The organism is Rhodococcus erythropolis NBRC 15567 (assembly GCF_001552595.1).
GTDB lineage: Bacteria > Actinomycetota > Actinomycetes > Mycobacteriales > Mycobacteriaceae > Rhodococcus_F > Rhodococcus_F erythropolis.
Genome location: NZ_BCRM01000008.1, coordinates 88,320 through 113,598, shown reverse-complemented (window position 1 = coordinate 113,598; position 25,279 = coordinate 88,320). Strand labels below are relative to the sequence as shown.

24 protein-coding genes are annotated in these 25,279 nt (G+C 62.3%); 10 read left to right on the top strand and 14 right to left on the bottom strand.

What is annotated here, in order from left to right; all coding sequences use genetic code 11:
* Positions 1 to 175: 175 nt before the first annotated feature.
* Both RE4_RS13425 and RE4_RS13420 read right to left on the bottom strand, forming a co-directional pair.
* Positions 176 to 1,825: a class I adenylate-forming enzyme family protein gene (locus tag RE4_RS13425; RefSeq protein WP_060938732.1), complete on the bottom strand. Its 1,650-nt coding sequence runs from the start codon at positions 1,823 to 1,825 to the stop codon at positions 176 to 178.
* The gene (locus RE4_RS13420; protein ID WP_003943547.1) at positions 1,822 to 2,775 is read right to left on the bottom strand and encodes a cyclase family protein; all 954 of its coding nucleotides are present in this window, start codon (positions 2,773 to 2,775) and stop codon (positions 1,822 to 1,824) included. The genes RE4_RS13425 and RE4_RS13420 overlap by 4 nt, the downstream gene beginning before the upstream one ends.
* 115 nt (positions 2,776 to 2,890) lie before the next feature.
* Here RE4_RS13420 and RE4_RS13415 point away from each other — a divergent pair, with 115 nt between their 5' ends.
* The gene (locus RE4_RS13415; RefSeq protein ID WP_060938731.1) at positions 2,891 to 3,817 is read left to right on the top strand and encodes a TetR-type transcription factor C-terminal domain-containing protein; all 927 of its coding nucleotides are present in this window, start codon (positions 2,891 to 2,893) and stop codon (positions 3,815 to 3,817) included.
* 22 nt (positions 3,818 to 3,839) lie between these two features.
* Positions 3,840 to 5,591, top strand: coding sequence for an oleate hydratase (locus RE4_RS13410; RefSeq protein ID WP_306305300.1), 1,752 nt, complete (start codon positions 3,840 to 3,842; stop codon positions 5,589 to 5,591).
* 7 nt (positions 5,592 to 5,598) lie between these two features.
* Here RE4_RS13410 and RE4_RS13405 read toward each other — a convergent pair whose 3' ends face one another.
* Entirely contained in the window at positions 5,599 to 5,976 is a 378-nt protein-coding gene (locus tag RE4_RS13405; protein WP_003943558.1) for a DUF5313 family protein, read from the bottom strand.
* A 30-nt stretch (positions 5,977 to 6,006) separates the two neighbouring features.
* Positions 6,007 to 6,978 carry a GlxA family transcriptional regulator gene (locus RE4_RS13400; RefSeq protein ID WP_060938729.1) on the bottom strand — a complete coding sequence of 324 codons (972 nt, stop codon included), beginning with the start codon at positions 6,976 to 6,978 and terminating at the stop codon, positions 6,007 to 6,009.
* Between the two features lie 71 nt (positions 6,979 to 7,049).
* On the opposite strand from RE4_RS13400, the gene RE4_RS13395 reads away from it, so the two are divergent.
* From RE4_RS13395 to RE4_RS13385, 3 genes are all read left to right on the top strand, one after another.
* A complete protein-coding gene (locus RE4_RS13395; RefSeq protein ID WP_060938728.1) occupies positions 7,050 to 8,366 on the top strand; it encodes an MFS transporter in 1,317 nt (438 codons plus the stop codon).
* A 78-nt stretch (positions 8,367 to 8,444) separates the two neighbouring features.
* A complete protein-coding gene (locus RE4_RS13390) occupies positions 8,445 to 9,998 on the top strand; it encodes a succinic semialdehyde dehydrogenase (protein ID WP_003943578.1) in 1,554 nt (517 codons plus the stop codon).
* Between the two features lie 3 nt (positions 9,999 to 10,001).
* Positions 10,002 to 10,445, top strand: a complete 444-nt coding sequence (locus tag RE4_RS13385) for an SRPBCC family protein (protein ID WP_019746286.1) — start codon at positions 10,002 to 10,004, stop codon at positions 10,443 to 10,445.
* 60 nt (positions 10,446 to 10,505) lie between these two features.
* On the opposite strand, the gene RE4_RS13380 is transcribed toward RE4_RS13385, so the two are convergent.
* The gene (locus RE4_RS13380) at positions 10,506 to 11,462 is read right to left on the bottom strand and encodes a proline dehydrogenase family protein (protein WP_060938727.1); all 957 of its coding nucleotides are present in this window, start codon (positions 11,460 to 11,462) and stop codon (positions 10,506 to 10,508) included.
* A 115-nt stretch (positions 11,463 to 11,577) separates the two neighbouring features.
* On the opposite strand from RE4_RS13380, the gene RE4_RS31575 reads away from it, so the two are divergent.
* Positions 11,578 to 12,006, top strand: coding sequence for a hypothetical protein (locus tag RE4_RS31575; RefSeq protein WP_225989418.1), 429 nt, complete (start codon positions 11,578 to 11,580; stop codon positions 12,004 to 12,006).
* A 9-nt stretch (positions 12,007 to 12,015) separates the two neighbouring features.
* On the opposite strand, the gene RE4_RS13365 is transcribed toward RE4_RS31575, so the two are convergent.
* The 4 genes from RE4_RS13365 to RE4_RS13350 form a co-directional block, all read right to left on the bottom strand.
* Entirely contained in the window at positions 12,016 to 12,831 is an 816-nt protein-coding gene (locus RE4_RS13365; RefSeq protein ID WP_030536654.1) for a siderophore-interacting protein, read from the bottom strand.
* 144 nt (positions 12,832 to 12,975) lie between these two features.
* Complete coding sequence (locus RE4_RS13360; protein ID WP_060938725.1) at positions 12,976 to 14,214, bottom strand: HNH endonuclease signature motif containing protein; 1,239 nt, start codon at positions 14,212 to 14,214, stop codon at positions 12,976 to 12,978.
* 313 nt (positions 14,215 to 14,527) lie between these two features.
* Entirely contained in the window at positions 14,528 to 15,145 is a 618-nt protein-coding gene (locus RE4_RS13355) for a response regulator (RefSeq protein WP_019746299.1), read from the bottom strand.
* Positions 15,142 to 16,344 carry a sensor histidine kinase gene (locus RE4_RS13350; RefSeq protein ID WP_021332670.1) on the bottom strand — a complete coding sequence of 401 codons (1,203 nt, stop codon included), beginning with the start codon at positions 16,342 to 16,344 and terminating at the stop codon, positions 15,142 to 15,144. The genes RE4_RS13355 and RE4_RS13350 overlap by 4 nt, the downstream gene beginning before the upstream one ends.
* A gap of 114 nt (positions 16,345 to 16,458) precedes the next feature.
* Here RE4_RS13350 and RE4_RS13345 point away from each other — a divergent pair, with 114 nt between their 5' ends.
* The 3 genes from RE4_RS13345 (at position 16,459) to RE4_RS13335 (ending at position 18,794) form a co-directional block, all read left to right on the top strand.
* On the top strand, positions 16,459 to 17,505 hold the full coding sequence (locus tag RE4_RS13345; RefSeq protein WP_060938783.1) for an ABC transporter permease: 1,047 nt from the start codon (positions 16,459 to 16,461) through the stop codon (positions 17,503 to 17,505).
* A complete protein-coding gene (locus tag RE4_RS13340; protein ID WP_020968047.1) occupies positions 17,502 to 18,242 on the top strand; it encodes an ABC transporter ATP-binding protein in 741 nt (246 codons plus the stop codon). The genes RE4_RS13345 and RE4_RS13340 overlap by 4 nt, the downstream gene beginning before the upstream one ends.
* Positions 18,243 to 18,353: 111 nt before the next feature.
* Positions 18,354 to 18,794, top strand: coding sequence for a PAS domain S-box protein (locus RE4_RS13335; protein ID WP_003943598.1), 441 nt, complete (start codon positions 18,354 to 18,356; stop codon positions 18,792 to 18,794).
* Between the two features lie 6 nt (positions 18,795 to 18,800).
* Here RE4_RS13335 and RE4_RS13330 read toward each other — a convergent pair whose 3' ends face one another.
* Positions 18,801 to 19,427: a TetR/AcrR family transcriptional regulator gene (locus RE4_RS13330; RefSeq protein ID WP_019746303.1), complete on the bottom strand. Its 627-nt coding sequence runs from the start codon at positions 19,425 to 19,427 to the stop codon at positions 18,801 to 18,803.
* A 51-nt stretch (positions 19,428 to 19,478) separates the two neighbouring features.
* On the opposite strand from RE4_RS13330, the gene RE4_RS13325 reads away from it, so the two are divergent.
* Positions 19,479 to 20,450 (top strand): saccharopine dehydrogenase family protein, encoded by a 972-nt coding sequence (locus RE4_RS13325; RefSeq protein WP_060938724.1) that lies wholly within the window; start codon positions 19,479 to 19,481, stop codon positions 20,448 to 20,450.
* Here RE4_RS13325 and RE4_RS13320 read toward each other — a convergent pair.
* The 4 genes from RE4_RS13320 to RE4_RS13305 are packed head-to-tail and all read right to left on the bottom strand — an operon-like array spanning position 20,397 to position 25,255.
* Complete coding sequence (locus RE4_RS13320) at positions 20,397 to 21,689, bottom strand: YcaO-like family protein (protein WP_060938723.1); 1,293 nt, start codon at positions 21,687 to 21,689, stop codon at positions 20,397 to 20,399. The genes RE4_RS13325 and RE4_RS13320 overlap by 54 nt on opposite strands.
* The gene (locus RE4_RS13315; RefSeq protein WP_060938722.1) at positions 21,686 to 23,026 is read right to left on the bottom strand and encodes a YcaO-like family protein; all 1,341 of its coding nucleotides are present in this window, start codon (positions 23,024 to 23,026) and stop codon (positions 21,686 to 21,688) included. The genes RE4_RS13320 and RE4_RS13315 overlap by 4 nt, the downstream gene beginning before the upstream one ends.
* Positions 23,019 to 24,446: a CocE/NonD family hydrolase gene (locus tag RE4_RS13310; protein WP_060938721.1), complete on the bottom strand. Its 1,428-nt coding sequence runs from the start codon at positions 24,444 to 24,446 to the stop codon at positions 23,019 to 23,021. The genes RE4_RS13315 and RE4_RS13310 overlap by 8 nt, the downstream gene beginning before the upstream one ends.
* The gene (locus tag RE4_RS13305; RefSeq protein WP_060938720.1) at positions 24,443 to 25,255 is read right to left on the bottom strand and encodes a hypothetical protein; all 813 of its coding nucleotides are present in this window, start codon (positions 25,253 to 25,255) and stop codon (positions 24,443 to 24,445) included. The genes RE4_RS13310 and RE4_RS13305 overlap by 4 nt, the downstream gene beginning before the upstream one ends.
* Positions 25,256 to 25,279 lie beyond the last annotated feature (24 nt).

The window sequence follows — 25,279 nt, the reverse complement described above, 5'->3', positions numbered from 1 at the left end:
GGTAGCTCTTGGGCGTGGGCTGCTTCTTACGTCCGAACTTGCTCACTGATGTCTCCCGTTTGTCCGTGGGTACTCAGCACATATTACTGTTCCATTACCCCGATTGCGTGGTCGACCTAAAACTGTGCGCGATCAGACAGCAGGCGGACCGTGAAGTCCGCCCGCTGCCCTGTGATCAGGAGGTCGTGCGCAGCTCCCGTCGCAAGATCTTGCCGGTGACGGTCTTGGGCAGTTCCTCCACCAGCACCACGGAGCGTGGGTACTTGTACGCCGCCATCCGCTGCTTGCAGTGATCGATCAGATCTTCCGGGGTGACGGACGCCCCCGCGACGAGGCTGACAAACGCCTTCACCGTCTCACCGCGGTATTCGTCGGCGATCCCGACGACTGCCGCCTCACGGACTGCGGGGTGCTCGGCAAGAACGTCCTCGACCTCGCGTGGCCACACCTTGTAACCGGACGCGATGATCATGTCCTTCTTACGGTCGACGACGTAGAACCAGCCGGCTTCGTCCATGAAACCGACGTCGCCGGTGTGGAACCACCCGTCGCGAATGGCCGACGCACTCTCCTCCGGCTTGTTCCAGTAACCGCGCACCACCTGTGGACCACGGACGACCAATTCACCGATCTCTCCGATCGGCAGGACCGCACCGCCCTCGTCTTCGATGCGGACCACGGTGTTGGGTACTGGAACGCCGACGGACAGTGCCCCGGACGTGGGGTCGACGGGCGTGTCCGCCCCGACGGGAACGGCGTGAGTGGGCGACGTGGTCTCGGTCAGCCCGTAGATGTTGTGCAGCGCAGCACCGGTCATGGCGCGGACTGCCTCGGCGGCTGTCGGCGAGATGGGTGCGCCGCCGGAATACAGCAACCGCATGGAGGTGAAGTCTGCGGGCGCGCAACCCGGAGTGTTGAGCAGTGCGGTGAACGCAGTGATGGCGCCGACTGTGAATGTCGGGCGGTGCTCACGAATCGCGTCGAGCATCACCTCGGGCTGGAAGCGATAGGCCAGCACCAGCGGCATTCTCGCCAGGACGGACACCGCGATGTGACCGATCAACCCCGTGATGTGGAAGAGCGGTGCTACGCCGAGAACCGTGTCTTTCGGGGTGAGCCCCAGCCAGTCACGGTAGACCTGGGCGTTGAAGGTCATATTCGCGTGAGAGGTCATCGCTCCCTTCGGCGGACCTGTGGTTCCCGACGTATAGGTCAGTACCGCAATGTCTTCCGGTGCAGCGTCGGTAGTGATCGGATCGCCGAGACGATGCTGGTCGATCAGCGTCGCGAGATCGTCGGTACCGAGATCCTTCTTCACGATTCCGTCGAAAACCCGTGGATCGTTGCGGCTTTGGTACTCGAGTTCCGAGGTGGTGATGACTCGCCTGACCGGCGAGTCGGAGACGACGTTGCGGCCGACGGACTCGTAGAGCCCCTCGAGAGCGATCAGAACCGCTGCTCCGGAATCTTCGAGTTGGTATCCCAGTTCTCGTTCACGGCTCATGGGATTGATCGAGACTGCGACGCCGCCGGCTTTCCAGATTCCGGCGAGGGCGAGCACGAATTGCGGAACGTTCTGCAGGAAGAGTGCGACACGGTCTCCCTTCGTCAGACCACCTGCTCGTAGTGCGCGGGCCAGGGCGTCACTCTGCTGATCCAGTTCGGCGAAACTGAGTTGACCGTCGAAGTACTTCACAGCCGTGGCGTCCGGATCAGAGCGGACCGCCGCCGCCAACATTTCGAGCATTGTGGGCTGTTCGACGTCGATGTCGGGGGGAACGTCGTTGCGGTACAACGCCAACCAAGGGCGATCTTCGTATGTCATTTGATGGCAACCGGATTCACGGGAGAGCCGCTGGCCTTGGCAACCTTGAGCGGTGCGGCGACGTACAAGAACGTGTACTGGCCGTCGGACGCGCAGTCCGCGGCCAGCTTCTCCAGATCGCAGATCTCGGTGAACACCACACCGAGGTTGCGCATCAATGCGTTGTGGAGAACCAGTGCCACACCGTTTTCGGGGTCGGTGGTGACCTCGTTGGCAATGGTGTCGGTGACGAGGTTCGGAATCTCCATGTCCTGGAACCACTGGACGAGTTCGGGGCTGTAGATCAAGCCGGGCTCGCAGAAGCCCTCGTAGAAGGCCTCGCCTTGGTCGAAGAACAGCTTGAGGAAGTTGGTGCGGATGACGAGAATGTCACGCTTCTCGATGGTGACGCCCTGCGCTTCGGCGCAGGCCAAAAGATCATGGTGCGTGAAGGTTTCGGCCTTGTCGAGGTTTTCCTTGCCGCGGAACTTCGCCATGTCGAGAAGTACTGCGCGTCCGACGACGCCGCGGTCGGCAATCGGTTCGACGCTGGCCTTCTCCAGGCCGCCGACAGTGGTATCAGCCGAGTATCCGTTCCACAGGGCGCCGTCGTACCAGACGTGGCCGAGTGCGTCGTACTGCGTCGAGCCCTGCAGGAATGCGTCGATCTTGTCGTCCGCGTAATGCAGGCCGCCGGGGAAGTTGGGGGCGTCGTCGCCGTCCCAGCTGCTCTCGTCGAAGATCTGTGTGCGCTCGGCGGGGCTCCGGCCCGGCCAGACCGGATCACCCTTGGGATCGCCGATAAGACGTTGGAGTGTGAACACGGAACCCTGCTTGATGGTTCCGACGCCGCGAAGCACCTGTCCGGCGTCGAGGTAGTTCAGTGAACCGACCTCGTCGGACTCTCCCCACTTGCCCCAGTTGCTGGGTGCGTCGCGCAGGAGTTCTCCAAGATATGGCGCCTCGGTCATGGTGATTCGATCCTCTCGCTACCGACACCGAACGATCGCTCGGGCGGACCTGGGTCTTTGTGATCCACATCATGTTCAGGCCGATAACTAGTAGTCAACACGTTCATAGATTTCCGTGGTCATCGCATTGTTGGAAATCCTATGTTCGGCAATACTGAACACTGTGACCGAATTTGAGAATGCTGTCCTGATCGGGGCGTCGATCCGGCAAGCGCGGCGTCACAGCGGGCTCTCGCTGCGTGAATTGGCCAGGCGTCTCGATGTCAGCCCGGCTACCCTCAGCGCTGTCGAGACCGGAAAGACCAGAGTCAGCGTCGACCGGTTGGCGGCAATCGGCGGGATTCTCGGAGTGCGTTTCGACGCTCTGCTCCCGGCTGCGATAGTGCGTCCGCCGGAACAGCCGCGATGGGGAGGCGACGACGCCGACCCGGACGCACATTTTCGCCCGAACGAGTGGCGAAGGTTCGGTCCGAGTTCGTTCGATCCGGTGTTGGCTGCCGCGCTCGCGGAGATGGTGAAGACCGGATATCACGGCGCTGCGATGCGTGAGATCGCCAAACGTGCGCAGATGAGTGTTCCGGGTCTGTATCACCACTATTCCAGTAAGCAACAGATGTTGGCCGAAATTCTCGACCTCACCATGGCTGAACTGAACACGAGATCGTTGGCGGCTATCGAAGAGGGCGAAAGTCCCGACGAAAGATTGGCTTTCCTTGTCGAATGTGTGACCTTGTTCCATATCTATCGGCGTGATCAAGGATTCCTCGGCGCCAGCGAAATGCGCAGTCTCACAGCCGAGAACAGGTTGCGCATCACGGAATCACGCAACTACCAGCAATGGTTGATGACGAAGCAAGTGGACGACGGAATCGCCGCCGGTGTGTTCGAGACGGATCGGCCGCGACAGGCCGCGCGTGCGATTGTCGTGATGTGTGTCTCTGTCGCGCAATGGTATCGGCCGAGCGGACCACAAACCCCCGAGGAAATTGCACGCGACTACGCGCGTTTTGCGCTGGATCTGGTGCGCCTTCAGCGACCGTGACGGACGTCATCCGGTTCGGGTGATGCGCCTGCGGGCAAACGGGTCCATGCTTGGAAGGTATCCGTACCGCGACTCGAGTAAGGAACGAAACCCAATGTCTTCCAATCTGTCTCACAAGGCCTACATGATCGGTGCCGGCATCGGAAACCTCTCGGCTGCCGTCTATCTGATTCGAGACGGTGAGTGGAACGGTGAGGACATCACCATCATGGGCCTGGACATGCACGGAGCGAACGACGGCGAATCCGCCGCTACGTTTCAGCACCAGTACGGCCATCGCGAACTCGGTAACGACGCGGGTTTCATCAACCGCGGCGGCCGCATGCTCAACGAGGAAACCTACGAGAACCTCTGGGACGTATTGAGTGCGGTTCCGTCGCTGGACAACCCGGGAAAGTCGGTGACGGATGACATTCTCGACTTCGACCACGCGCACCCCACGCATGACGTCGCACGGTTGATCGACCGAGACGGTATTCGCAACAAGGGCGAGAACGATTACAAGCACATGCAATTCGACAACAAGGACCGGTACTTGTTGACGAAGCTGATGACGATGCCGGAGTCGGACGAGGCAAAACTCGACGACATCAGCATCGAGCAGTGGTTCGAGGACACTCCGCACTTCTTCACCACCAACTTCTGGTACATGTGGGAGACCACTTTCGCTTTCAAGCGGGTGAGTTCGGCGATGGAGCTTCGCCGGTACATGAACCGAATGATTCTCGAGTTCAGCCGCATTCAGACGCTTGCGGGTGTCACCAGGTCCCCGTACAACCAGTACGAGAGCATCATCTTGCCGATGCGGACCTTCCTCGAAGGTAAGGGCGTGAAGTTCGTCAACGAACTGAAGATCACGGAGTTCGTGTTCAAGGACACCCCGCTTCGAGACGAGATCATCGTGACGGGACTCGATTACGAGAACGTCCGCACCGGCGAGAAGGGCCGAATCGACGTGGCGGAAGGCGATTTCGTCTTCGACACCAACGGCAGCATCACCGACAGTTCGTCGATCGGCGATCTGGATACTCCGATCGTCGAAGACATGAGATACGCGCCGAGTGCGCTGCTGTGGAAGCAGGCCACCGAGCATTTCTACGATCTCGGGAATCCCGACAAGTTCTTCGGGGACCGGGCGCAGAGTGAGTGGACCAGCTTCACCGTCACCACTTCGTCACACGAGCTCATCAACGAGATTTCCCGAATCACCAAGCAGCTCCCCGGAAATGCACTCAACACGTTCGTGGACTCGAACGTGCTTCTGTCGATCGTGGTTCACCATCAGCCGCACTACCACGCGCAGAAGGAGAACGAAGGAGTCTTCTGGGGTTACTGTCTGTTCCCGCGCAAGGACGGCGACTACGTGAAGAAGCCGTTCATCGAGATGACCGGGCGCGAAATGCTGGAAGAGACTCTCGGGCATCTCGAGGCACTCGACGAGAGCGGTGCGCTCGCCGCGCGCCGACAAGAGATTATGGACAGCGTCGTGAATTCGATTCCCAGCCACATGCCTTACGCCAGTGCGCTGTTCAATCGGCGAGCCGTCGGCGACCGGCCGCTGGTGGTGCCGAAGCACTCCAAGAACCTGGCCTTCATCAGTCAGTTCGCGGAGTTGCCGTTCGACATGGTGTTCACCGAGCAGTACTCGGTGCGGTGCGCTCAGGTGGCCGTCTACAAGTTCCTGGGGATTCCGGAAGACAAGCTCACCAAGATGCATCACTACGAGAAGGATCCGAAGGTCCTCGCCAAGGCCGCAGTGACGATGTTCCGCTGAGGGGTGCTCAGCGACCGTGCCGCTTCTCGTAGTCCTCGCGAGTGCGATCGGCACGGCGCTGGGCCTTCTCGTCGAGCAGTTCGGGATCGAGTCCGTGGCTCAGCAGGCGGTGACGGCGGTAGATGGTCCCGAGCGCCACGACGAAGTACGCGAGCGGGATGAGCAGCAAAGCCATCATGGCCAAGGGAATCCAGATCGGTCCCGGAATCAACAGGAACAGCAGAAGAATCAGCGTCGCCGGCACGGTGAAACGAATGATGTAGCGAGCCTGCGCACCCGGTCCGACCAGATCGTTCCGCACCCAGTCCTGGTACCGGTCGGGGAGCGTCTTCCCCAGGAGGTATCCGCAGTACTGGGGAAAGTTCGGGCGAGTCTGTTCGGCCATGGCCTCCAGGATAGTGCCTGGTACTGCCGCTTACGCCGGTGCCTTGAACGTGCGTCGGTAGGCGCTCGGTGAAACGCCGAGCGCTTCGTTCATGTGTTGACGCATCGATGTCGCAGTCCCGAAGCCGGTTCGAGCTGCAATTGCATCGATCGACAGATCGGATTCCTCCAGCAATTCACGTGCCCGATCGACGCGTCTGCTGGTCAACCAGCGGTTCGGCGTGGTTCCGACTTCGTCGCGGAATCGACGGCTGAAGGTGCGGACGCTCATGTTGGCACGCGTCGCCAGGTCTGCCAGCGTGATCGGATCGCCGAGATGTTCGAGGGCCCAGTGCCGAGCGTCGGCAGTCGATTCCGAAGGCTTGTCGGCAAGTGGGCGGCGGATGTACTGCGCTTGGCCACCGTCGCGCCACGGCGGTACGACGCAACGCCTCGCGACGGTGTTCGCCACTTCCATGCCGTGGTCGCGCCTGACGATGTGTAGACAGAGATCGACGCCTGACGCCGCGCCGGCCGAGGTCAGGATGTGGCCTTCGTCGACGAACAGCACGTCGGGATCCACGTTCACCTTGGGATAGACACGCTGGAAATGGTCGGTGTTGCGCCAATGCGTCGTAGCACGGAGTCCGTCGAGCAAACCGGACGCGGCGAGGATGTACGAACCGGTGCAGATCGAGACGAGCCGGGTCCCCGGGCGGATGTGTTCGAATGCTGCGGCCAATTCGGGGGAGAGATACCCCTCGTCGAAGGCCGGGCCCAATTCGTACGACGCGGGGATGACGACGGTGTCGGCGGTGGCGAGCAACTCGCTCCCATGGTCGACCGAAATGCTGAAGTCAGCGTCGGTCTGCACGGGATTGCCGTCGACGGTGCACGTCAGGATCTCGTACAGCGGCCGATCCTCGACGTCGATGGCACGCCCGAAGATACGCGCGGGGATCCCGAGTTCGAAGGGAATGACTCCGTTCAGAGCCAGTACGACGACGCGATGCGGAACAGACATGGCTCGATCCTTTCATATATTGGCAATCTGGCCACTGTTCTCGATCGAATCCGAACTGCAGAATTCTCTCTGTGACTTCTGAGACCGCTCTCCCCGAATCGGGCCCGCAGCAGGTGAGATCCCCGCGCTTTCACCGCGCGTGGTCCGTCGCGATCGTGGCATTCCTGGCATTGGTCGGTGCGGCGAGCTTCCGCGCTGCCCCATCGGTGCTGATCGATCCGCTGCACGAGGATTTCGGGTGGTCGCGCGCCAGCATCTCGGCCGCCGTCTCGGTCAACCTGATCCTGTACGGGCTGACCTCGCCGTTCGCCGCTGCCCTGATGGAAAGGTTCGGTATCCGGGCGGTCGTCACTTCGGCGTTGGCGCTCATCTCGCTCGGCAGTGGTCTCACGATCTTCATGACCTCGAGTTGGCAACTCATTCTGCTGTGGGGTGTCTTCGTCGGTCTCGGCACCGGTTCGATGGCGCTGGCGTTTGTCGCCACCGTCGTCGATCGCTGGTTCGTCGAAAAGCGTGGTCTCGTGACCGGCATCCTGACGGCCGGTGGTGCTGCCGGTCAGCTGGTGTTCCTGCCCGTCCTGGCGAAGCTCGCGGAAACGTACGACTGGAAGAGCGTCGCCTTCACAGTTTCGTTTGCCGCACTGGCCGTCGTGCCGTTCGTTCTGCTGTTCCTGCGTAACTATCCGTCAGACGTGGGAACGACGCCGTACGGCGCGCCCGCCGATTACGCCCCACCCGCCAAGCCTGTCTACCAGCGCGGCGGCGCCGGAGGCCGGGCGATCTCGGTGCTGGTGATGGCGTCGAAGACCAAGGTGTTCTGGCTTCTCGCCGGTACCTTCGCGATTTGCGGCGCGAGCACCAACGGCCTGATCGGAACGCACTTCGTCCCGGCGTCGCACGATCACGGAATGCCGATCACGACGGCCGCGTCCCTGTTGGCGTTGATCGGAATCCTCGACATGGTCGGCACCATTGCTTCGGGTTGGTTCACCGACCGGATGGACTCGCGAAAACTTCTCGGCATCTACTACCTCTTCCGCGGAATCTCGCTGCTCTTCCTGCCGCTGCTGCTCGCCAACACCGTGAATCCGCCGATGATCGCGTTTGTCATCTTCTACGGGCTCGACTGGGTGGCGACGGTTCCGCCGACGGTCGCGCTGTGCCGTCAGCACTTCGGCGCCGACGCCCCCATCGTGTTCGGTTGGGTGCTGGCATCTCATCAGATCGGTGCGGGTCTGGTGGCCTTCTTGGCCGGCCTCGTTCGTGATCAGATCGGCTCGTACGACGCTGCATTCTTGGTGGCCGGCGCGCTCTGCGCGATCGCTGCAGTCATGTCGTTGTTGATCGCAAAACGTCCGAAAGAGGCAGTATTGGTTGACTCTGTCTGATTCGGCACTGTGATCGGTACCACCGACGGGGTAAGTTGTGTGTAACTCCAAGAACTACTCACCAGTAGGGGTACTGAAATGCCTGCTCCGTCCGCTGCGACCTTCTCGCGGCTCGCCGATCTGATCGCCATCGACAATGTTGCCGATCGCCCGACGAAGTCCATCACCGAGGTGTTCACCGGCAAGGAGCTGGCGACCATCCCCGTTGGCACCGCCGACGACGCACTTGCGGCCATCGCCCGTGCCCGCGTCGCCCAGAAGGAATGGGCCAAGCGCTCCGTCCTCGACCGCGCTGCCGTCTTCCACCGCTACCGCGATCTCATCCTGGAGAACCGCGACGCCCTCATGGACATGGCTCAGGCCGAGACCGGAAAGTCGCGTACCGCAGCTCAGGAAGAAGTCCTCGACATCTCGATGACGTCGCGTCACTACGCACGTGTGGCGCCGAAGCTGCTGCGCCCGCGTCGCGTCTCCGGCATGCTTCCGGGTCTGACGAAGACCGTCGTTCGATACCAGCCCAAGGGTGTCGTCGGCGTCATCTCGCCGTGGAACTACCCGATGACGCTGGCCGTGTCCGACGCCATCGCCGCGCTGCTCGCGGGCAACGCCGTTGTCCTCAAGCCGGACAGCCAGACGCCGTACTGCGCGCTCGCCTGCGTCGAACTGCTCTACAAGGCGGGACTGCCCCGCGACCTCTTCGCCGTGGTTCCCGGACCGGGCTCCGTCGTGGGCACCGCGTTGGTCGAGAACACCGACTACCTCATGTTCACCGGTTCCACCGCGACCGGTCAGCTCCTCGCCGAGCAGGCCGGCCGTCGACTGATCGGCTTCTCCGCCGAACTCGGTGGCAAGAACCCGATGATCGTCGCGGCCGGCGCAGACCTGCGCGAGGTCACCGACGCCGCTGTGCGTGCGTGCTTCTCCAACTCCGGTCAGCTGTGCATCTCCATCGAGCGCATCTACGTCGAAGAGTCCATCGCACCCGAGTTCATCCGTATGTTCGGTGACCGCGTCAAGAAGATGAACCTCGCCGCTGGTTACGAATTCGGAATCGAGATGGGCAGCCTCGTCTCCGAGGCCCAGGTCAAGGCAATCTCCGCGCATGTCGACGACGCAGTGGTCAAGGGCGCCACCGTCATTGCCGGCGGCAAGGCCCGCCCGGACATCGGACCGCTGTTCTACGAGCCCACGCTGCTCACCGGGGTTCCCGAAGACGCCGAGTGCTACCGCGACGAGACCTTCGGGCCGCTCGTCTCGATCTACCCCGTCAAGGACGTCGAAGAGGCCATCGCTGCGGCCAACGACACCGAGTACGGCCTCAACGCCAGTGTGTGGGCGGGAAGCAAGGCTGCCGGCGAAGCCATCGCAGCGCGCATCCACGCCGGCACCGTCAACGTCGACGAGGGTTACGCACCCACCTGGGGCAGCACCGCAGCACCGATGGGCGGCATGGGTGTCTCGGGCGTCGGTCGTCGTCACGGCGCCGAGGGGCTGATCAAGTACACCGAGCCGCAGACCGTTGCCACCACCCGCGTCATGAATCTCGGTGGACCGCGCGGACTTCCGGCCAAGGTGTGGGCAAAGCTCATGCCTCACGCCATCAAGATCATGTCCTGGGTTCCGGGCCGGTAACGGGTGGAAACCGCCAGCGCGTACATCGAGGCAACTCCGGTATCGGTGTGGAAGGTTGTCAGCGACATCGAAGGTATGGGTCGCTTCAGCCCTGAAAACACCGGTGGAACATGGACTTCCGGAACTCCGGGCACTGTGGGTGCAAAGTTCAAGGGCACCAACAAGCACGGCCTGATTCGGTGGAGCACGCACTGCACGGTGGTCGACGTGGTCGACTGCCGGAAGTTCTCCTTCGAATCGGACGAGCCGAAGGCTCGGTGGACGTACGTGCTCGAGCCTTCGGGAACGGGCACTGTGCTTACCGAGACTCGTGAAATCTATGCGACGCCTGCGCTTTACGTCCGCATGATGTCGGGTAGCGGCCTGCTCGGTCGGGGTCGAGATCAGCTGATGCAGACCGGAATGGAAACCACTCTGGCGCGCATCAAGGCGTTTCTGGAGAGCTAGAAACATACACAAGTGGGGCTGCACTCGATTCGAGTGCAGCCCCACTTGTGTTGCTGCGGATCAGTTTGCAGTGGTGACAAGCGCGGCGTCGACGAGCGCGGTGTAGACACGCTCCGGCTCTTCGGCGATGCGATTGAGTACGTACAGCCACCACTGTGTTCCGAAGATGACGTATTCGCGTGTGGTGAAGCCCGCGGCTCGGAGTGCGTCCAGTTGCTCGGTACCGAGACCGAGCAGCATCTCGAACTCCACGTGGTCGGCTCTGAGCTTCGAATCATGCTCGGCGCGTAATGCTTCGAGGATGTCGCGGTCATGCGTCGCGATGGAAACCTGGTGACCCGATTCGACGATTCGGGCTGCGTAGTCGAGATACGCGCTTCGCAGTTCGGCACTACCGCGTGGGTAGGCGACGGATTCGGCTTCGAGGAAGGCGCCCTTCACGAGACGGATGCGGCCGGGTCGGTCCAGCAGAGCGGCGAGATCCTTTGCGGTCCGGTGCAGTCGGGCCTGAACAGTGATCCCCACGTGAGTGAAGCGCTCGGCCAGCCGCGCGTGCATGTCGAGGACCAGGTCGGTGCGATCGGACGCTTCGGCGGAGATGATCAGCTCGGCACCTGCGCGTTCCGTGGCCTCGGCCAGGCGCACGACATTGCGAAAGCACTGCTCCGGATCGATTACCAAGCCGATGTGCGAGAGGTCGAACGACACGGTGCTCTCGACACCCGACGTGCCGATTCGTTCCGCGAGTTCCACGAAAACATCGGTTTCGGCGTTCGCGAGCTCGGGATCCCGGACGCTTTCCCCGGTGTATTCGATGCTCGCCTTGTGTCCTCGCGCGAAGATCGAGGGGAGGCGGTCGAAAGCGTCGTCGATGGTTTCGCCGCCGATGTAGCGAGCGGCGACTTTCCGTGCGAGAGCTGCAGTCGCAGCGTCCGCCATGGTGCGTTCTTTCAGGGATTCGTCGAGTGCGAGGCGGCGTAGGACGTCTGCGGCCTGGGCTTGTAGATCCGTGTTCACGGCTTCAGCGTATCCGGACGAGGGTGCGGGAATTATTCTCCGGACCCTTGCGTTCGATCTATTGTCGATATATCGTCGATACGTCAAACAAACACAGACAGTCCAGGAGGACAACATGTACGCCCCACACAACAACCCAGAAATGCAAGAACGTCGCGAGCATGGCCGCCGAGGCCCGCATCGTGGACACGGTTTCCGTCGAGGATTCGATGGAGAGCGACCCGAGGGTCGCTTCGAAGACCGAGCAGAAGGACGCCCCGAAGGCCGACGCGGTCGGCCCGACCAGAGCGGATTTGGTCGACCCGACCAGCGCGGACACGGCCGCCCTCACTTCGGTGAAGCCGGCGCAGCGCTCCGTCCCGCGATGGGTCTACTCCGAGGTGCCGCTGTCGCGGTAGCCGCAGGTGGGACCGCTGAGCAGGTCGCCAAGGCAGAGGCAATTCTTGCCGAGGCACGCCGTGCACTGTTCGAGATGCTGGCGGAAAAGCCGGCTGACGTGCAGCAGGCTCACGCAGAATCTACCGACACACTGCCGGCAGAGTGATTACGGCGCTCAGGCGCCGACGGTGACTTCCTCGCTGTTCATGCCGGAAACGTGGCCGTCGGCGCCCTCTCGCCAGTACCCGACAACATTGTGCTTGTCGCGAGCAATTCCTCGAACTTCCCTCAGATGCTTACGAATACGACGGCTGGTTGCGCTTTCGCACGCCACCCACGCGTAGACGTCGGCCGATTCGGATTCGGGAAACTCGACCTTCTCCACAGCTTCGAACAGCGCGCTCGGCGCCTTTCCGAGGCCACTCCCCACGAGCCACGTGTACGTGACGTCGCCGCGAGTGACAAATTCCTGTCGATCCTCTTCGGTTTCGACCTCGATGATCGCCTGTGCGACATCGCCCTCTCGAAGTTCTTCGACAATCCTGCCCAGTCCGGGGAGACCCGTGGCGTCTGCGACCAGCAGCTGCCAGCGAGGACCCGCCGGTGCTTGGTAGTGGGACCGCGAACTGTCCGACCAGAAGACGCCTAGTAGGTGACCTGGTTCGGCCCGCAGGGCCCAATCCGCTGCAATACCGCCAGGGTGCACGACGAAGTCGATGTCCAGACGTCGGCCGCCGTCGTGCACCTTGCGCACGGTGTAGTGCCGCCACGGTGGCTCGGTTCCGAGATCGGCCTTGCCGTAGTCGGGATTGTTGAAGTAGTCGTAATCTGCTTCTGTTTCACCGGGTTTCGGGAACGCGATATCGATGCGCTCGTCGCCTTGTCCGCCGGTCGGCCAGTGCCAGTCACCTTCTGCCTCGATGCTGATTCGCCGCATGTGCGGGGTCAGGGACGTGACGGTGACAACGCGGGCGGGTTCGCAGAAAGACATCCCTCGACCCTATTGGTCCTGCGTGTCGAAGTGGAGACAGATGCTGTCGCAAGACGGACATCGCGCGCAACCGAAAATGCCAGCGTATGCCCCGGGGCATGATTCTTCCCCGGTGCATACGCTGGCATTTTCAGTTATGCCCGTTCAGGCGGCTGTCGGCGGGCTGTTCCCGCCGATCGGCTGCTGATACGGGTCAACGGACATCGGCGGATAGAACACCGACTTCCGATCCGGGCCGATCTCGACACGCCACTCGGTGTGGTGCATCGTCCGGTGGTGATGACCGCACAACAAGATCAGGTTGTCGAGATCTGTTGGGCCACCATCGTTCCAGTGAACAATATGATGGGCATCGCACCACCCCGACGGAGTCCCGCACCCTGGGAACGCGCACCCACCATCACGAACTGCCAACGCCCGCCGCTGCGGAACAGTCGCTGTTCTCGCTTCCTTACCGCAGTCGAGCGGAACACCATTCTCATCCAACAAGATCCGCGTCACGGTGCAGTCGCAGGCGAGCATCCGTGCGGTGTCGATACTGATCGGGCCCACCCAATCCGTCCACGCAAACCCGAGTTCCTCAGTGGACGGCAGGAGGTCTTTCAAGGCTTGCAGATCGGTCATGTCTTTCGCCGATGCGGTGACCGTGATGTGTGGTTTCACGCCGCCCTCGATCGGACCCAACCCCGCCCGCTCGTAGCGGCGCAGCAGTTCGCAGAACCCGTCCGCGCGCCGTAATGCAGGCGTGCGGGTGTCCTTGACGCCGTCCTTCTCCGGTGTCGGAGCGGACAGGCTCGACAACAAGGTGATCAACCGGGCCCCGTTCACAGCATCCAAGTCGCCCTTCACCGACACTCGCCCGTACAAGCCTTTCGAGGCGTAGAACTCGTTACGTTCGGAATCTTCCCCGACCGGGACGCCGTCCTCACGCTTGCCGTACTGCTTCTCGATCCGCCGAATCGCCGCCCGCACCGCATCACAATCCGCAATGTTCTTCGACGCCAACGACAACAAAATCTCGCGAGCCTTGTCCACATCCGCCAGGGTCATGTTCTTCGGCGGATGCTGACAAAACGACGCCACCTGCCGGGCTTTCAACGCATCCACATCACCGCGATGAAACGCATCCGCGACAACAGGTTCGAGCATCAACAACCGCGCCAGTCCGACCAGCAGACTGCACTCACCGATCTCAAGATTCGTCGACCCGTGCAACCACTGTGCGATCGCCCGAAAACCCTTCCCACCGAGAACGTCACGGGAAAACATCTCCACGATCAGCAACACCAACCGCGACTGCAACTCGTGCCGGGCGCGCACCAGATCCAGAACCTCACCCTTGAGGCCCTCACCATCCAGCTGCCATGCTTCCCGACTATCCATACCGAAAGTATAATCGAACAAACTTTCGATAGCCAGAGACAAAGCGGACAACTTCGGTAACCGTAGGAGTTTGAGAATTGTTGAAATGCATCAGTATTCGAGCAAGTTTTTCACTCCACCCGCGTATTCGCTCGTGGCGAGAGAGCGCCGGTTCGTGCGTTGGCGTTTCTATGCATTGGTTTTAGAATTCGGCGTATCAGACTGTCCGACTGAGAACGTTGGCGGCGAAGGTGTTGATCGGTCATGTTGGGCCCTGGTACTAGTCCAGTTTGGTTGGCGACCTCAATTTGCCCCGCTTGAATTGTCCAAAGCCTCAGATCGAACCCAACTCCCGCGCACGAGCTACCGCCGACGTCCGCGACTTCACGCCCAACTTGCCGAAGATGTGGACCAGATGCGATTTGACCGTGGTCTCGCTCAGGAACAGTTCTTTACCGATCTCGCGGTTGGATCGACCCGCCGCCACCAGCTTCAGCACCTCGATTTCCCTTGGGCTGAGGCTGGTTTCGGGCTTACGGACGCGAGTCATGAGCTTCGACGCGATGGCAGGTGAGAGAACGCTGTCCCCGCTCGCAGCGGCGCGGACGGCCGACAGCAACTCGACCGGGGGTGTGTCCTTGAGTAGATAGCCGCTGGCTCCGGCTTCGACGGCGCTCAAGATATCCGCGTCCGTGTCGTAGTTGGTCACAACGAGTACGTGCGGCGGATTCGGCAGCGCGCATACCGCGCGGGTGGCGTCGACCCCGGTCTTGCCTGGCCCGAACCGCAGGTCCATGAGCACGAGGTCGACCGGCGTGGTGGCGCAGAAGGCTATGGCTTCCTCGGCGGTCCCTGCTTCGCCGACCACCTCGATGTCGGATTCGCTTTCGAGCAGCGCTCGCAGTCCGGCGCGCACGATCGCGTGATCGTCGGCGAGCAGCAGGCGGATCACTGTTCACCGACATCGAGGGGAAACGTCACCGCGACGGCCGTGTGTCCCGGCTCCGACTCGATGGAGAACGTTCCGCCCTGCAGTTCGACGCGTCGTCGAATTGCGTTGAGGCCAAACGATTCCGCCGGTCCACGTTCGAGAACTTCCACGTCGAAGCCGCGGCCGTTGTCGACCACGTCGAGGCTGACGGTGTTGTCGGAATACGTCAGTGTCACAGCCATTCTGGTTGCATCCGCGTGGCGGAGAACATTGGATACCGCACCCTGGGCGATGCGCACCAGTGTTGCTTCGAGGGGCATCGGCAGCCGGATTGCCTCACCTTCGACCACGGATCGCGCTTCCAGTTCAGGACTGCTCGCGCGTTCACAGATTCGACGAAGCGCATCGGCGAGCGACTGACCGTCCAGGGCCGCCGGTGTCAATTCGGCTATGAGTTGGCGGGTTTCGGCAAGACTGTCCGCTGCAGTTTCCCGTGCGAGGCTGATCTGCCGGATGGCCGGGCTTTCCGGATCGGCGCGTTCGGCAGCGTGGAGGAGCATCTGGATGCTCGAAAGTCCTTGGGCCACGGTGTCGTGGATCTCGGCCGCGAGCCTTTCACGTTCGGCGAATTTTCCGGCATCGCGAGACGTCGACGCCAATTCTTCACGGGTGTTCATCAATTCGTCGATGAGACGTCCGCGCTCCGCTGCCTCGCGGTAAAGCGCCTGATATCCGAGACCGATAGCAACGGCTACGGCGGCGCCGATGATCGGGCCGACGGCGCCGGCCACTGTCCACCCGCGATGCAATCCGGTGCCGATCACGGCGACAGCCGTTGCCGCGGTGACGGCCAGCAGGCTCCAGGGGCGCCGCAGAATATGGAGATAGAGGAAGAAGAGTCCGAACGCGAGGTAGGCGGCGTCGGCGGATACCGCCATCGTCGCGATCCAGACGAGGGTCAGCACGGCGAGCCACCAGCGGGCAGCGTTGCCGCGCAGCCTTTTGGCAACCCCGAAAAGATAGACGGCAACAAAGATCACGGCCAACGCGATGATTGTTGCGGTGAGGTCGGATTCGTCGATCAGCGCTCGAAGAAACACCACACCGGCCAGCGCCATGACAAGGACATGCAGGCCCAGTTGTAGGCCGGCGAAGACAGGCGTGAGCGGAGATCGGTGCATCTCGCCCAGCTTAGCGAGGTTCGGGCCTGGTTCATCCATCAAAAGTTGTAAACCGGGATGGTTCTTTCGAGCGCTGGAATGTCGATCCGAGGTGCGATGGAAAGAGTCTGCATCCGCGAGAGCGTAGAGGCAAGCACAGGAAAGGAATTCACAGTGTTTGTCGCAATGAGGGACTTACGGGCAGCGCGAGGTCGTTTCGCGCTGATCTCCGTCGTGGTTCTGTTGGTTGCACTTCTCGTCAGTTTTCTCAGCGGGTTGACTGCAGGACTTCGCCATCAGAACGTGTCGGCCATCGAGGCCATGAATGCCGACACGGTGGTGTTTGCAGACACCGGAGCTGGGGCGTCGTTCGACGAGTCGGCGCTCACACAGGACCAGGTCAACGCCTGGGCCGGGGCCGCGAAGGATGTCGATCCCATCGGAATCGGCCGCGGGAAGGCAGGATTGGCCGACGGAAATCAGAAGTCGGTGGCCCTGTTCGGTGCTGACGGCGGTTTCGGTGACGTGACGCCGTCGGCGTCAGGCACGGTGGTGTTGAGCGAAGGTGCCGCCCGCGATCTGGGGGCGGGCGCCGGCGATCAGGTGAGCGTCGGTACGCAGCAGTTCACCGTCAGCGACGTTCGCGGTGACGACTGGTACAGCCATTCGCCCGTCGTCTGGATGACGCTCGGTGACTGGCAGGCGGCCAATCCACGCGGCGGCGTTGCGACAGTACTGGCTGTCACCGGAGCCTCTGACGCTTCCGCAACGGACAAGTCAGCCGCGACGACGTCGACGACGGTCAGCGGTTCGCTCGACGCGATCGGTTCGTACAAATCGGAGAACGGGTCGTTGACCCTGATGACGCTCATGTTGTTCGCGATCTCGGCCCTGGTGATCGGTGCGTTCTTCACGGTGTGGACGATCCAGCGAACCCCGGACATCGCGACGTTGAAAGCGCTCGGCGCAACCACCGGTTCTCTGGTGCGCGACGCACTGGGTCAGGCCCTCATCGTCCTGATTGCCGGCGTCACCGTCGGAATCGGGCTGACGGCCGTGGCCGGCTCGCTGATCGGTGACGCCATGCCGTTTGTCCTGGACGCATCGACCACCGTCGTACCTGCCGTGGCATTGATCGGACTCGGCCTGCTCGGCGCGGCCTTTGCACTTCGATTCCTCTCGACCACCGATCCACTCACAGCATTGGGGAGCGCACGATGACCATGACAACCGGCACCACAGTTCTCGACATCCAGAACGTCGATCTGACGTTTCCCGACGGGCAATCGCGGGTGACGGCGCTGGACGACGTGTCTCTGCGACTGCACCGCGGCGAGATCGCCGCAATCACCGGACCTTCGGGTTCAGGCAAGTCCAGCCTGTTGGCGGTGGCGTCGACCCTGATCCGTCCGGATTCCGGGCACGTCTATCTCCGGACGCCGGAAGGCAGCACCGACATAGCGGCGCTGAGTCGGAGGGCGGCGTCGGAATTGCGACGCTCGTCGATCGGAATCGTCTTCCAGCAGTCCAACCTCGTGTCGTCGTTGACGGCTCTGGAGCAGCTCGAGGTGATGGCGCATCTGGGGCAGTCCGTTTTCACGTCACGGACCCGTCGCAAGGCCGTGAAATCAAAAGCGATGGATTTGCTGGACGCTGTCGGGCTCGCGGATCAGAGCGGAAAACGACCGTCTCAGCTGTCGGGTGGGCAGCGACAGCGCGTCAATCTCGCGCGAGCATTGATGAACGATCCGCAGCTTCTGGTGGTCGACGAGCCCACCAGCGCGCTCGATCAGGAGCGCGGTGCCGCTGTCATGGATCTGATCATCGGGGTGGTGCGGGAACACGAGGCGGCAACCCTTCTCGTGACACACGACCGAAGTCACCTGTCTCGGATGGATACTGTCTATCGTGTTGTTGACGGTTCCTTGGCGGAGGACCAGGAGGCGCTCGCGGCGTAACTCAGGCGGGCACGATTCGGGCATTCGTCACTGCATCCGGGCGGGAAGTCAACCCGCGATTTGCTGGGCAGTTAGACTGTTGTCGACTCGGGCAACTTGAGAGGACGTGTTATGGAACGCCGCCGCAATGTTGCGCAGCCGCCACAATCGCCGATTGCGGATCTGGAGCAGATGCCTGCTCTGATTCTCCTCGACAGGCTTCCGGTGCCGGTCATGGCCGTTCACCGCGACGGCAGCATCGTTTTTGCCAACCCGTCCTTCGCTGACATGCTGGGATATCCCAAGAAGGCCGTCTCGGCTTTGCGTTTGCAGGACATTCTCTACGACAAGGATGCCGACGACGTCAGTGCCGAGCAGGCTCATCGTGAACTGAGTTCCGAGCCGGGCTCGGTCAAGGAGTTCGTGCACTCGGACAGCACATTGGTGCGCGCGACGGTCAGTCAGTCTCTGCTCCGACGGGACGACGACACGATCACCCTCGCCGTCCTTCACGATCTGACGGAACGCCTGTGGAACAACCCACGGCACATCGACGACAAGCCCACCAAGTAGTCCCAGCTACTTCCGGGATTTGACGGTTCGGTCCAGGCCCAGGGTGGCGGCAAGGGTGTTGACCACCCATTCTTCGTACTTTTGGCCGGTCCAACCCGCGCCGACCACGAGGTCTGTGTACGTCTCGGGACTGAGCAGCGTGAGTGCGACGTTCACGGCGGTCTCGAGGTCGACGGTTGGCGCTTTTTCGACTATGCCGACCATCAGATGTTCCTGCACCGTGCGTCGCTGAGTGCGGTTGATTTGCCAAAGGCGGGCGGCGTCCTCGTCGGCGGAAGCGGCAGCCCGCAGTGCCAACAGGATGTCTGCGGTGCGCTCCAGAATGAGCCGTCCGTGGTGAACCTGAATCCGGAGTTGCCCGAGTGGATGTGGGGCGCCTAGTGCTGCCGCCACCCACGGCCGGTCGAGAGTTGCCGTCTTTTCCTCGTCGCCCGCAACGGCCACGTCGAGCAGTGCTGACAGCACGCTCGGCTTGTTGCCGAACACGAAATAGACACTCTGCACCGACACGCCCGCCGCCGCGGCAAGCTGTTTGATCGTGGCGGCCGCGTAGCCGGGATCGACAAAAACTTCCCGCGCTGCCTCGATGATCTTGCGCCGCGCCGACGTGTCTTCCCGAAGAACCTCAGTCATGATTAGAGTTTAACTCTAGAGTCGAACTCTAGCGACTCGGGAGGCGAAATAATGACGAAGGTTCTTGTACTCGGTGGCTACGGTGCCGTCGGGATTCCCCTGATGAAACAACTCGCGAAGGTCCCCGAAATCTCCGCGTACTCCGCCGGGCGCGATCGTGCCCGCGCGGACGTCGTCGTTGATCTTAAAGAACCAGGCGCGTACGCGGCTGTGGTTCGAGACTTCGATGTCGTGGTGAATGCGTCGGGTTTCGACGACGTTCGCCTGGCAGAAGAAGCGGTACGCGGTGGGGCGGCGTTCGTCGACATCACGGCAACCTCGAGCTACTGCGAAGAACTGGAAGCGGTCGACGGCCCAGTTCTGATGGGCGTCGGATTGGCGCCGGGATTGACCAGTGTCCTTGCCGCCGAAGCGCATCGACTCGGCGGGGGACCCGTGGACATCGTGATCGGCCTCGGCGGCGGAGAACTACACGGACCGGCCGCGACGGCGTGGACGTACGGGATGTTGGGAACGAGGTTTCCCGATCCCGACGGGCGATCGATCCGGAACTACACCGGGATGAAGACGTTTCGGATGCCGGCGGACGCGACCGGGTACCGATCCGGTCCTGCTGTGCGGGCGGACTTTTCGGACCAACATGCGTTGACGCGCGACCTTGGTGTTCCGGTGCGGACGTACCTGCGATTGGACACGTCCACAGCGACACTCGGGCTTGCAGCCATGACGTGGGCGCCCGCCCTCCAGAAGGTTGTGCCGAAGAAGCTGTGGGGTTCGGATCGTTGGGTTGCGATGGCCCGAACGGATACCGGCCCGGCGCTGTGGGTTTCGGGGCGTAGCCAGTCGGCCGCGACGGCAACCATCGCCGCGCGTGCCGTGCAGGTGATTCGAGACAGTGCAATCTCGAAGCCGACTTGGTTTCACGCGGTGGAGACCGCAGAGTCGTTACAACTGGCAGTTCCGGAACTGTCAGTGCGGCAATGGGATGGTACGAGGCGGACGTCCGGCAAGACCGTCGACTAGTCGGGGCGAGCCGAGAAACGGCAATCCGGCGGCCGCATTGGTGAGACAACCGGGAACGACGACGCGGACGACGCGCAGGCCGGCGCGGAGAACATCAGTTGTGGTCAGATCGACCCATGCCGGCCTGAAACCCGAACCTGTCAGTGCGCTTTCGGTGTCGATGGGTGACGTCAGAGAGTCGAGGTCCACCTCGCCGACGACGGCACCTGCCAGCTCACTCTCGAATCGTGCTTGGATCTCCGGGTCCAGGTGGAGCTGCAAGTGGCATCCGTAGTCCATGACGTCGGCAAAGTCCGATCGGTAGGCGCCTGCATAGCTTCGGTCAGCTCGCCAAGGCGCAAGCGGGCTGGTCGGGGAGGCCGCGGCTCGACCGATGCCGCTCTCCGGGTCGTCGTAGTCGGCGGAAAGAAGTTGCAGCTGAAGCGCTTCCCCGAGCGACTTGAACGCAGCGGTCTGTGCGTCCTCGTGGCAGGCGGTTCCCATGGTCGAGTATCCGGTGCGGTGGTCGCGGACGAGGGCGCCGAGTACCGGGATCCCGAAATCACTCTCGAATGCCAGCCATCTCGTCGACAGGGTTTCGTGATTGCCCAGTCGAAGGAGCTGCTCTGGCATCCCGGTGACAATCCGAACGCCGCGCCTTCCGGTCCAGGAGAGCGTCATCGCGTCGCGCTCGACTATCTCGCGCACTGCATTCCGTATCGCGAATTCCGTCGTGGGACCGGCGGCGAGACCCGCCTGAGCTACTGGAGAGATCGCCGGACCCGTCCGGGCGACGAAATGAGGATACGAACCCCAGACGAGTTCGGCCGGTACCCAGATATCCGAACCCGTGATCAGGTCGACTCCGAGAGTCCAGTCCAACTCGAGATCGTCGGTTGGTTCGACGAACGGGAACTGTGGCTGCGCGTACTGGGCGGCGTCGAAACGCGCGAGTTGTGACAGGTCGATGCTTGCTCCGATCAATGCATCAGCCGACCCGCGGACGATCGGTTTGGCGACGATGTTGCCGCAATACCGTTCCACCGCTTCGCCTACCGCAGCTGCGGTAGGCCGCGCACGGTCACCCAGATCGAAGCAATATCCGGCGCCCGCCGAGTCGCTGGACCAGGGTGAAAAGCGTGCCGAATCGCAGACATACGAGTGAATCAGCTTGAACTCCGGCGGAAAGTGCTGGGGAACAACGGCGTCGACCAACTCTCGAATGATCCCAGTTCGGCGGTCGACGAGCAAAGACCTCATGCGAGAGGGACCGGCAGATGCAGATGGGTGGTCGATGCGCTGGTCAATCTGCTACCTCCAAGAAGGGGAAAAGCTGCCGGCGCATTGTTGTAGAGGCCGGGAGACAGGACGCGGACGACGTGCAACCCGGCAATCGAGATGTCGCGGGTGGTGAGATCGACGGAAATCGGTTGGTACCCTCGAGACGTCAGAAGGACTACCAGAGAAGCAAGATTCACAGGATCTTCGTCGGGAACCTCTGATACCGAGCGTGTTTCGGTGTAGTCGAAAAGATGCTCTTCCGCTGCCTCAGCCATCACGGGGTCGAGATACAGCTGGGCGACGGTCGGCAGATCGACGACGTCCTTCCACTGCGCATCGAACTCGTCCCGGTAACGACGGTCGGCCCGAAAGGGTTTGTACAGGTGCGCCGGCAGCGTTCCGTCCGCCACGCTGCGCCAGGTCGGCCCGTCGGGGTCGGCGAGGTCGATCGTGATGGCAAGTACGGCGTACGCCTCGACAAGCGCCTTCGAGACTGCCGCCTCCACCGTTGGTCGACAAGCTGTGCCCAGCGCGACCAATCCACGTCGGTCATCCCGGATCCACACTGCGGCGACGGGAATGCCGAAGGGGGAGGGAAGCAGAAGCACTCGAACGCTGCGGACCTGGCTCTCCAGATCCCCGAGTTGGCGGTGCGCAGGTAACCGCTCCCAGTCGGAAAGCTCGATTGCCGGCTGTGACCGGTCCCCGCACCACCACAGTGCGGTGGCATCGCGTTCGAGAAGTTCCAGCAGAGCAGACATCTCGGCCTCGGCGCGTGAGCGTCCCGCGGCGATTCCGGCGTACTGCAACGACGCGATCGGTGGTTCGCCGCGACGGGTGCCGGTATAGTACCCGAGATAGGTCAGGGCGGCTGGCACATAGGTGGGCACTTTTTCGTCCATGGTGTGACCCAGCGCCCAGCGGACTTCCAGAGCCGATGTGAAGGGAACAAAGGGGAATCCGGGAAGGCGGTACTGATCCTCGCTGTACAACGCAAATTTCGCCGGATCGACGACCCGTGAGCCTGCCAGTTCCAGCGCTGACGCACTACTGCGGATCAGATCTTCGGGGACCACGTTGCCGCAATATCTTTCGACTGCCTCACCGGTTGCAGCCCCGCGAGCTGCTGCGTCGTCGCGTATCGAAGCCCCGAATCCGTAAGGGTCCGCGCGAAACAGTGAACCGCTGCCGCCGAAGTTTCTGGTGTCGGCCACCCTCGCGGCCCAACCGACCCAGCCCGTCGGCATGTCCGAGCGAATGTGTGGTTCCAGTGAGGTCAGCACGCCGCTCCGGGCGTCGACCAGCAAGTCATCCACCGGCAGTTCCTCCGAGTATCGGCAGGGTCAACGACCCGGAAAATGATTGGTGCAGTGCGGTACTGCGTGTTCCTCGATAGCGATCACCGTCTCCGAGATTGCGTGCGAGCCGTGGGAAGTCCGAGCCGGCGATCCGCAGTGTCAAGACATCACCCGCGCGCACAGTGTGCAACACGGGATCGAGATCTATGGTCAACGTGCCGGAGCAAAGGCTGACGCCGGCCCCACGAGCGATCGACCTGGTGACTCCGGCGCTATCGACGATGCTCAGCTCGACGATCCAGTCAGCTTCGCCCTCGGGCGAATGCACTGTCAACTCCACCGAAGGCATTCCCGACAGCACACACTCGACCTCCATGTCGAAAGTCCAGACAACACAGTCGTTTCGGCCCTCGTCTGCGTGGTGCGTGAAGTTGAAAGGCGCCGTCCTCGGGTCTGGTTCGAGACGAACGCGATTCGCACCCGTGACATACGGTTCGGTCGACCAATCGCCTGCACCCCGGTCGAACACCCGATTGATGGTCACGGGCCGCGCCGAGAATATCGATTCCATCCACTCGACCTGAAGGCGGCCGAAACTTGTCTCGCCGACCCTTCCAGGGCGGAGGTCGTGCGCCCAGGGACCCACGATCAAACTCTGCGGCGCACGCCACACGGATGCGAAGTGCCGCAGTGTCTCCCGAATCATCGCATCGTCCCAACCGCCGATGTGCAGCCCGGCGACGTCGAGTTCGGAGAGTTCGTCCGCGGACACCAGATCATCGCCACCGAAGTCTTCGCGCTCACGAGCGCGACGGATCGGCGTCAACCAGCCCGGTGAATCGGAGGTCAGGCCAACCTCCTCGATCATCGACTGCACCGGGAGATGTTCCAGCAAAGACGAATCCGAGCGCATCAGGGCAGGGATGAAACCCTCACGAGAGGAAGACGAATCTCCGTGCTCGCCCCACCACGCCAGATGCTCGGCGAGGAGAAGTATCCCCGAGGGATCACGTTTGACGCGGTCGCTTCCGATGGTCGGCACTTTGGAGACGACGCCGCGAGCACGAAATGCCCGATCGGCGCCGTTGGTCTCGGCAGTAAAGGCCCACGCAGTTCCGGCCGCATACGAAGCCCCGCTTGCGATGACGCACTCGGGTGTCCACGGCTGATCCTGCAGCCACTCGGCAAGGGCGGCGGCGTCCTCGCGCTCGTGAACGTAGGGTTCCCAAGATCCGGTGGAATCGTGCCGTCCACGTACGTCCTGACAGATGAATGCAATTCCTCGCGATCGCCATTCGACCCCCTCGGCCAGATGCCACCCGCGTCCGTACGGGGTGCGGATCACGATCAGTCCCCGAGGTGAAGAATCTGGGAGAAGCACATCCGTAGCCAGCGAAGAACCGTCTGCTGCCGGGATCTTCACTCCGAGTGAGATCACCGGAGCGTCGGCGAAGGTTCGAGAACGCCGCCTGGCAGTGGTAGCACGGGATGTCGAGTCATCATCAGGGTTCGTGGATTCATCCGGATCTGGTGGTGAAGGTGTGATTGCGGTGCGCCGTAAGAACTAGCCACGACGCCCGAACATGCAAGTGCACTGACCATTGCGGCTGTGGTGGGTGAAAGTCCAAGCGGACGACGTTCACTGTCGGCGAGGTGGTTCCACAGCGCCAGAAGGTGATCCGGTACGCGTGACGCGGCAAGGCGTCGACCGCAGACGTCCCGGTAGCTCGCGCTGTCGATGCCGTCGAAGAAGGGACCGATGCAGATCTCACCCAGCTCTGCGTGGACGCGTTGCCACGGAGTTCGGCTGTGGCGGCACCAGGTATCGAGTTCCGACCACGCGTCGTGAGGAGGAGCGTCGGCAACCGACAGTACGAGGTCCGACGACGCAACGTCGTCTTCGATTGGCGCAGTGGTGGATACGACGTCGAGGTCCGGAAGAGCCTTGGAGAGCAGAGCGATGCAGGCATCGGCAACGGGTCCGACCCCGTCCATCAGCACACGCTGTGGACCCGGAATCTCTGGCACTTGACCTGGAACAGCCAGCACGCCGCGAGAGACGAGAGCGTCGGCGATCTCGATCGCTCCCGGGCCGAGCACCGAACCAGAGCGCCTGAGAAAGTTGTCGAGTTCCGCGAGGTCTTCGGCCGGCGCACCGATCGTGACTGCGTTCTCGTCCGGTGTCAGGTAATGCCAAACACCGTCCGGTGTCGGATACAGGTGGTGTCCGTCGGCGAGGGCGTACACGGATCTCCTTGTCGGTGCCCGCAC

Excerpts from the sequence above, each read along its gene's own strand:
- RE4_RS13425 (WP_060938732.1), bottom strand. The coding sequence starts at position 1,825 with ATGACATACGAAGATCGCCCTTGGTTGGCGTTGTACCGCAACGACGTT.
- RE4_RS13420 (WP_003943547.1), bottom strand. The coding sequence starts at position 2,775 with ATGACCGAGGCGCCATATCTTGGAGAACTCCTGCGCGACGCACCCAGC.
- RE4_RS13410 (WP_306305300.1), top strand. The coding sequence starts at position 3,840 with ATGCGCCTGCGGGCAAACGGGTCCATGCTTGGAAGGTATCCGTACCGC.
- RE4_RS13405 (WP_003943558.1), bottom strand. The coding sequence starts at position 5,976 with ATGGCCGAACAGACTCGCCCGAACTTTCCCCAGTACTGCGGATACCTC.
- RE4_RS13400 (WP_060938729.1), bottom strand. The coding sequence starts at position 6,978 with ATGTCTGTTCCGCATCGCGTCGTCGTACTGGCTCTGAACGGAGTCATT.
- RE4_RS13390 (WP_003943578.1), top strand. The coding sequence starts at position 8,445 with ATGCCTGCTCCGTCCGCTGCGACCTTCTCGCGGCTCGCCGATCTGATC.
- RE4_RS31575 (WP_225989418.1), top strand. The coding sequence starts at position 11,578 with ATGTACGCCCCACACAACAACCCAGAAATGCAAGAACGTCGCGAGCAT.
- RE4_RS13365 (WP_030536654.1), bottom strand. The coding sequence starts at position 12,831 with ATGTCTTTCTGCGAACCCGCCCGCGTTGTCACCGTCACGTCCCTGACC.
- RE4_RS13360 (WP_060938725.1), bottom strand. The coding sequence starts at position 14,214 with ATGGATAGTCGGGAAGCATGGCAGCTGGATGGTGAGGGCCTCAAGGGT.
- RE4_RS13350 (WP_021332670.1), bottom strand. The coding sequence starts at position 16,344 with ATGGATGAACCAGGCCCGAACCTCGCTAAGCTGGGCGAGATGCACCGA.
- RE4_RS13340 (WP_020968047.1), top strand. The coding sequence starts at position 17,502 with ATGACCATGACAACCGGCACCACAGTTCTCGACATCCAGAACGTCGAT.
- RE4_RS13335 (WP_003943598.1), top strand. The coding sequence starts at position 18,354 with ATGGAACGCCGCCGCAATGTTGCGCAGCCGCCACAATCGCCGATTGCG.
- RE4_RS13330 (WP_019746303.1), bottom strand. The coding sequence starts at position 19,427 with ATGACTGAGGTTCTTCGGGAAGACACGTCGGCGCGGCGCAAGATCATC.
- RE4_RS13325 (WP_060938724.1), top strand. The coding sequence starts at position 19,479 with ATGACGAAGGTTCTTGTACTCGGTGGCTACGGTGCCGTCGGGATTCCC.
- RE4_RS13320 (WP_060938723.1), bottom strand. The coding sequence starts at position 21,689 with ATGAGGTCTTTGCTCGTCGACCGCCGAACTGGGATCATTCGAGAGTTG.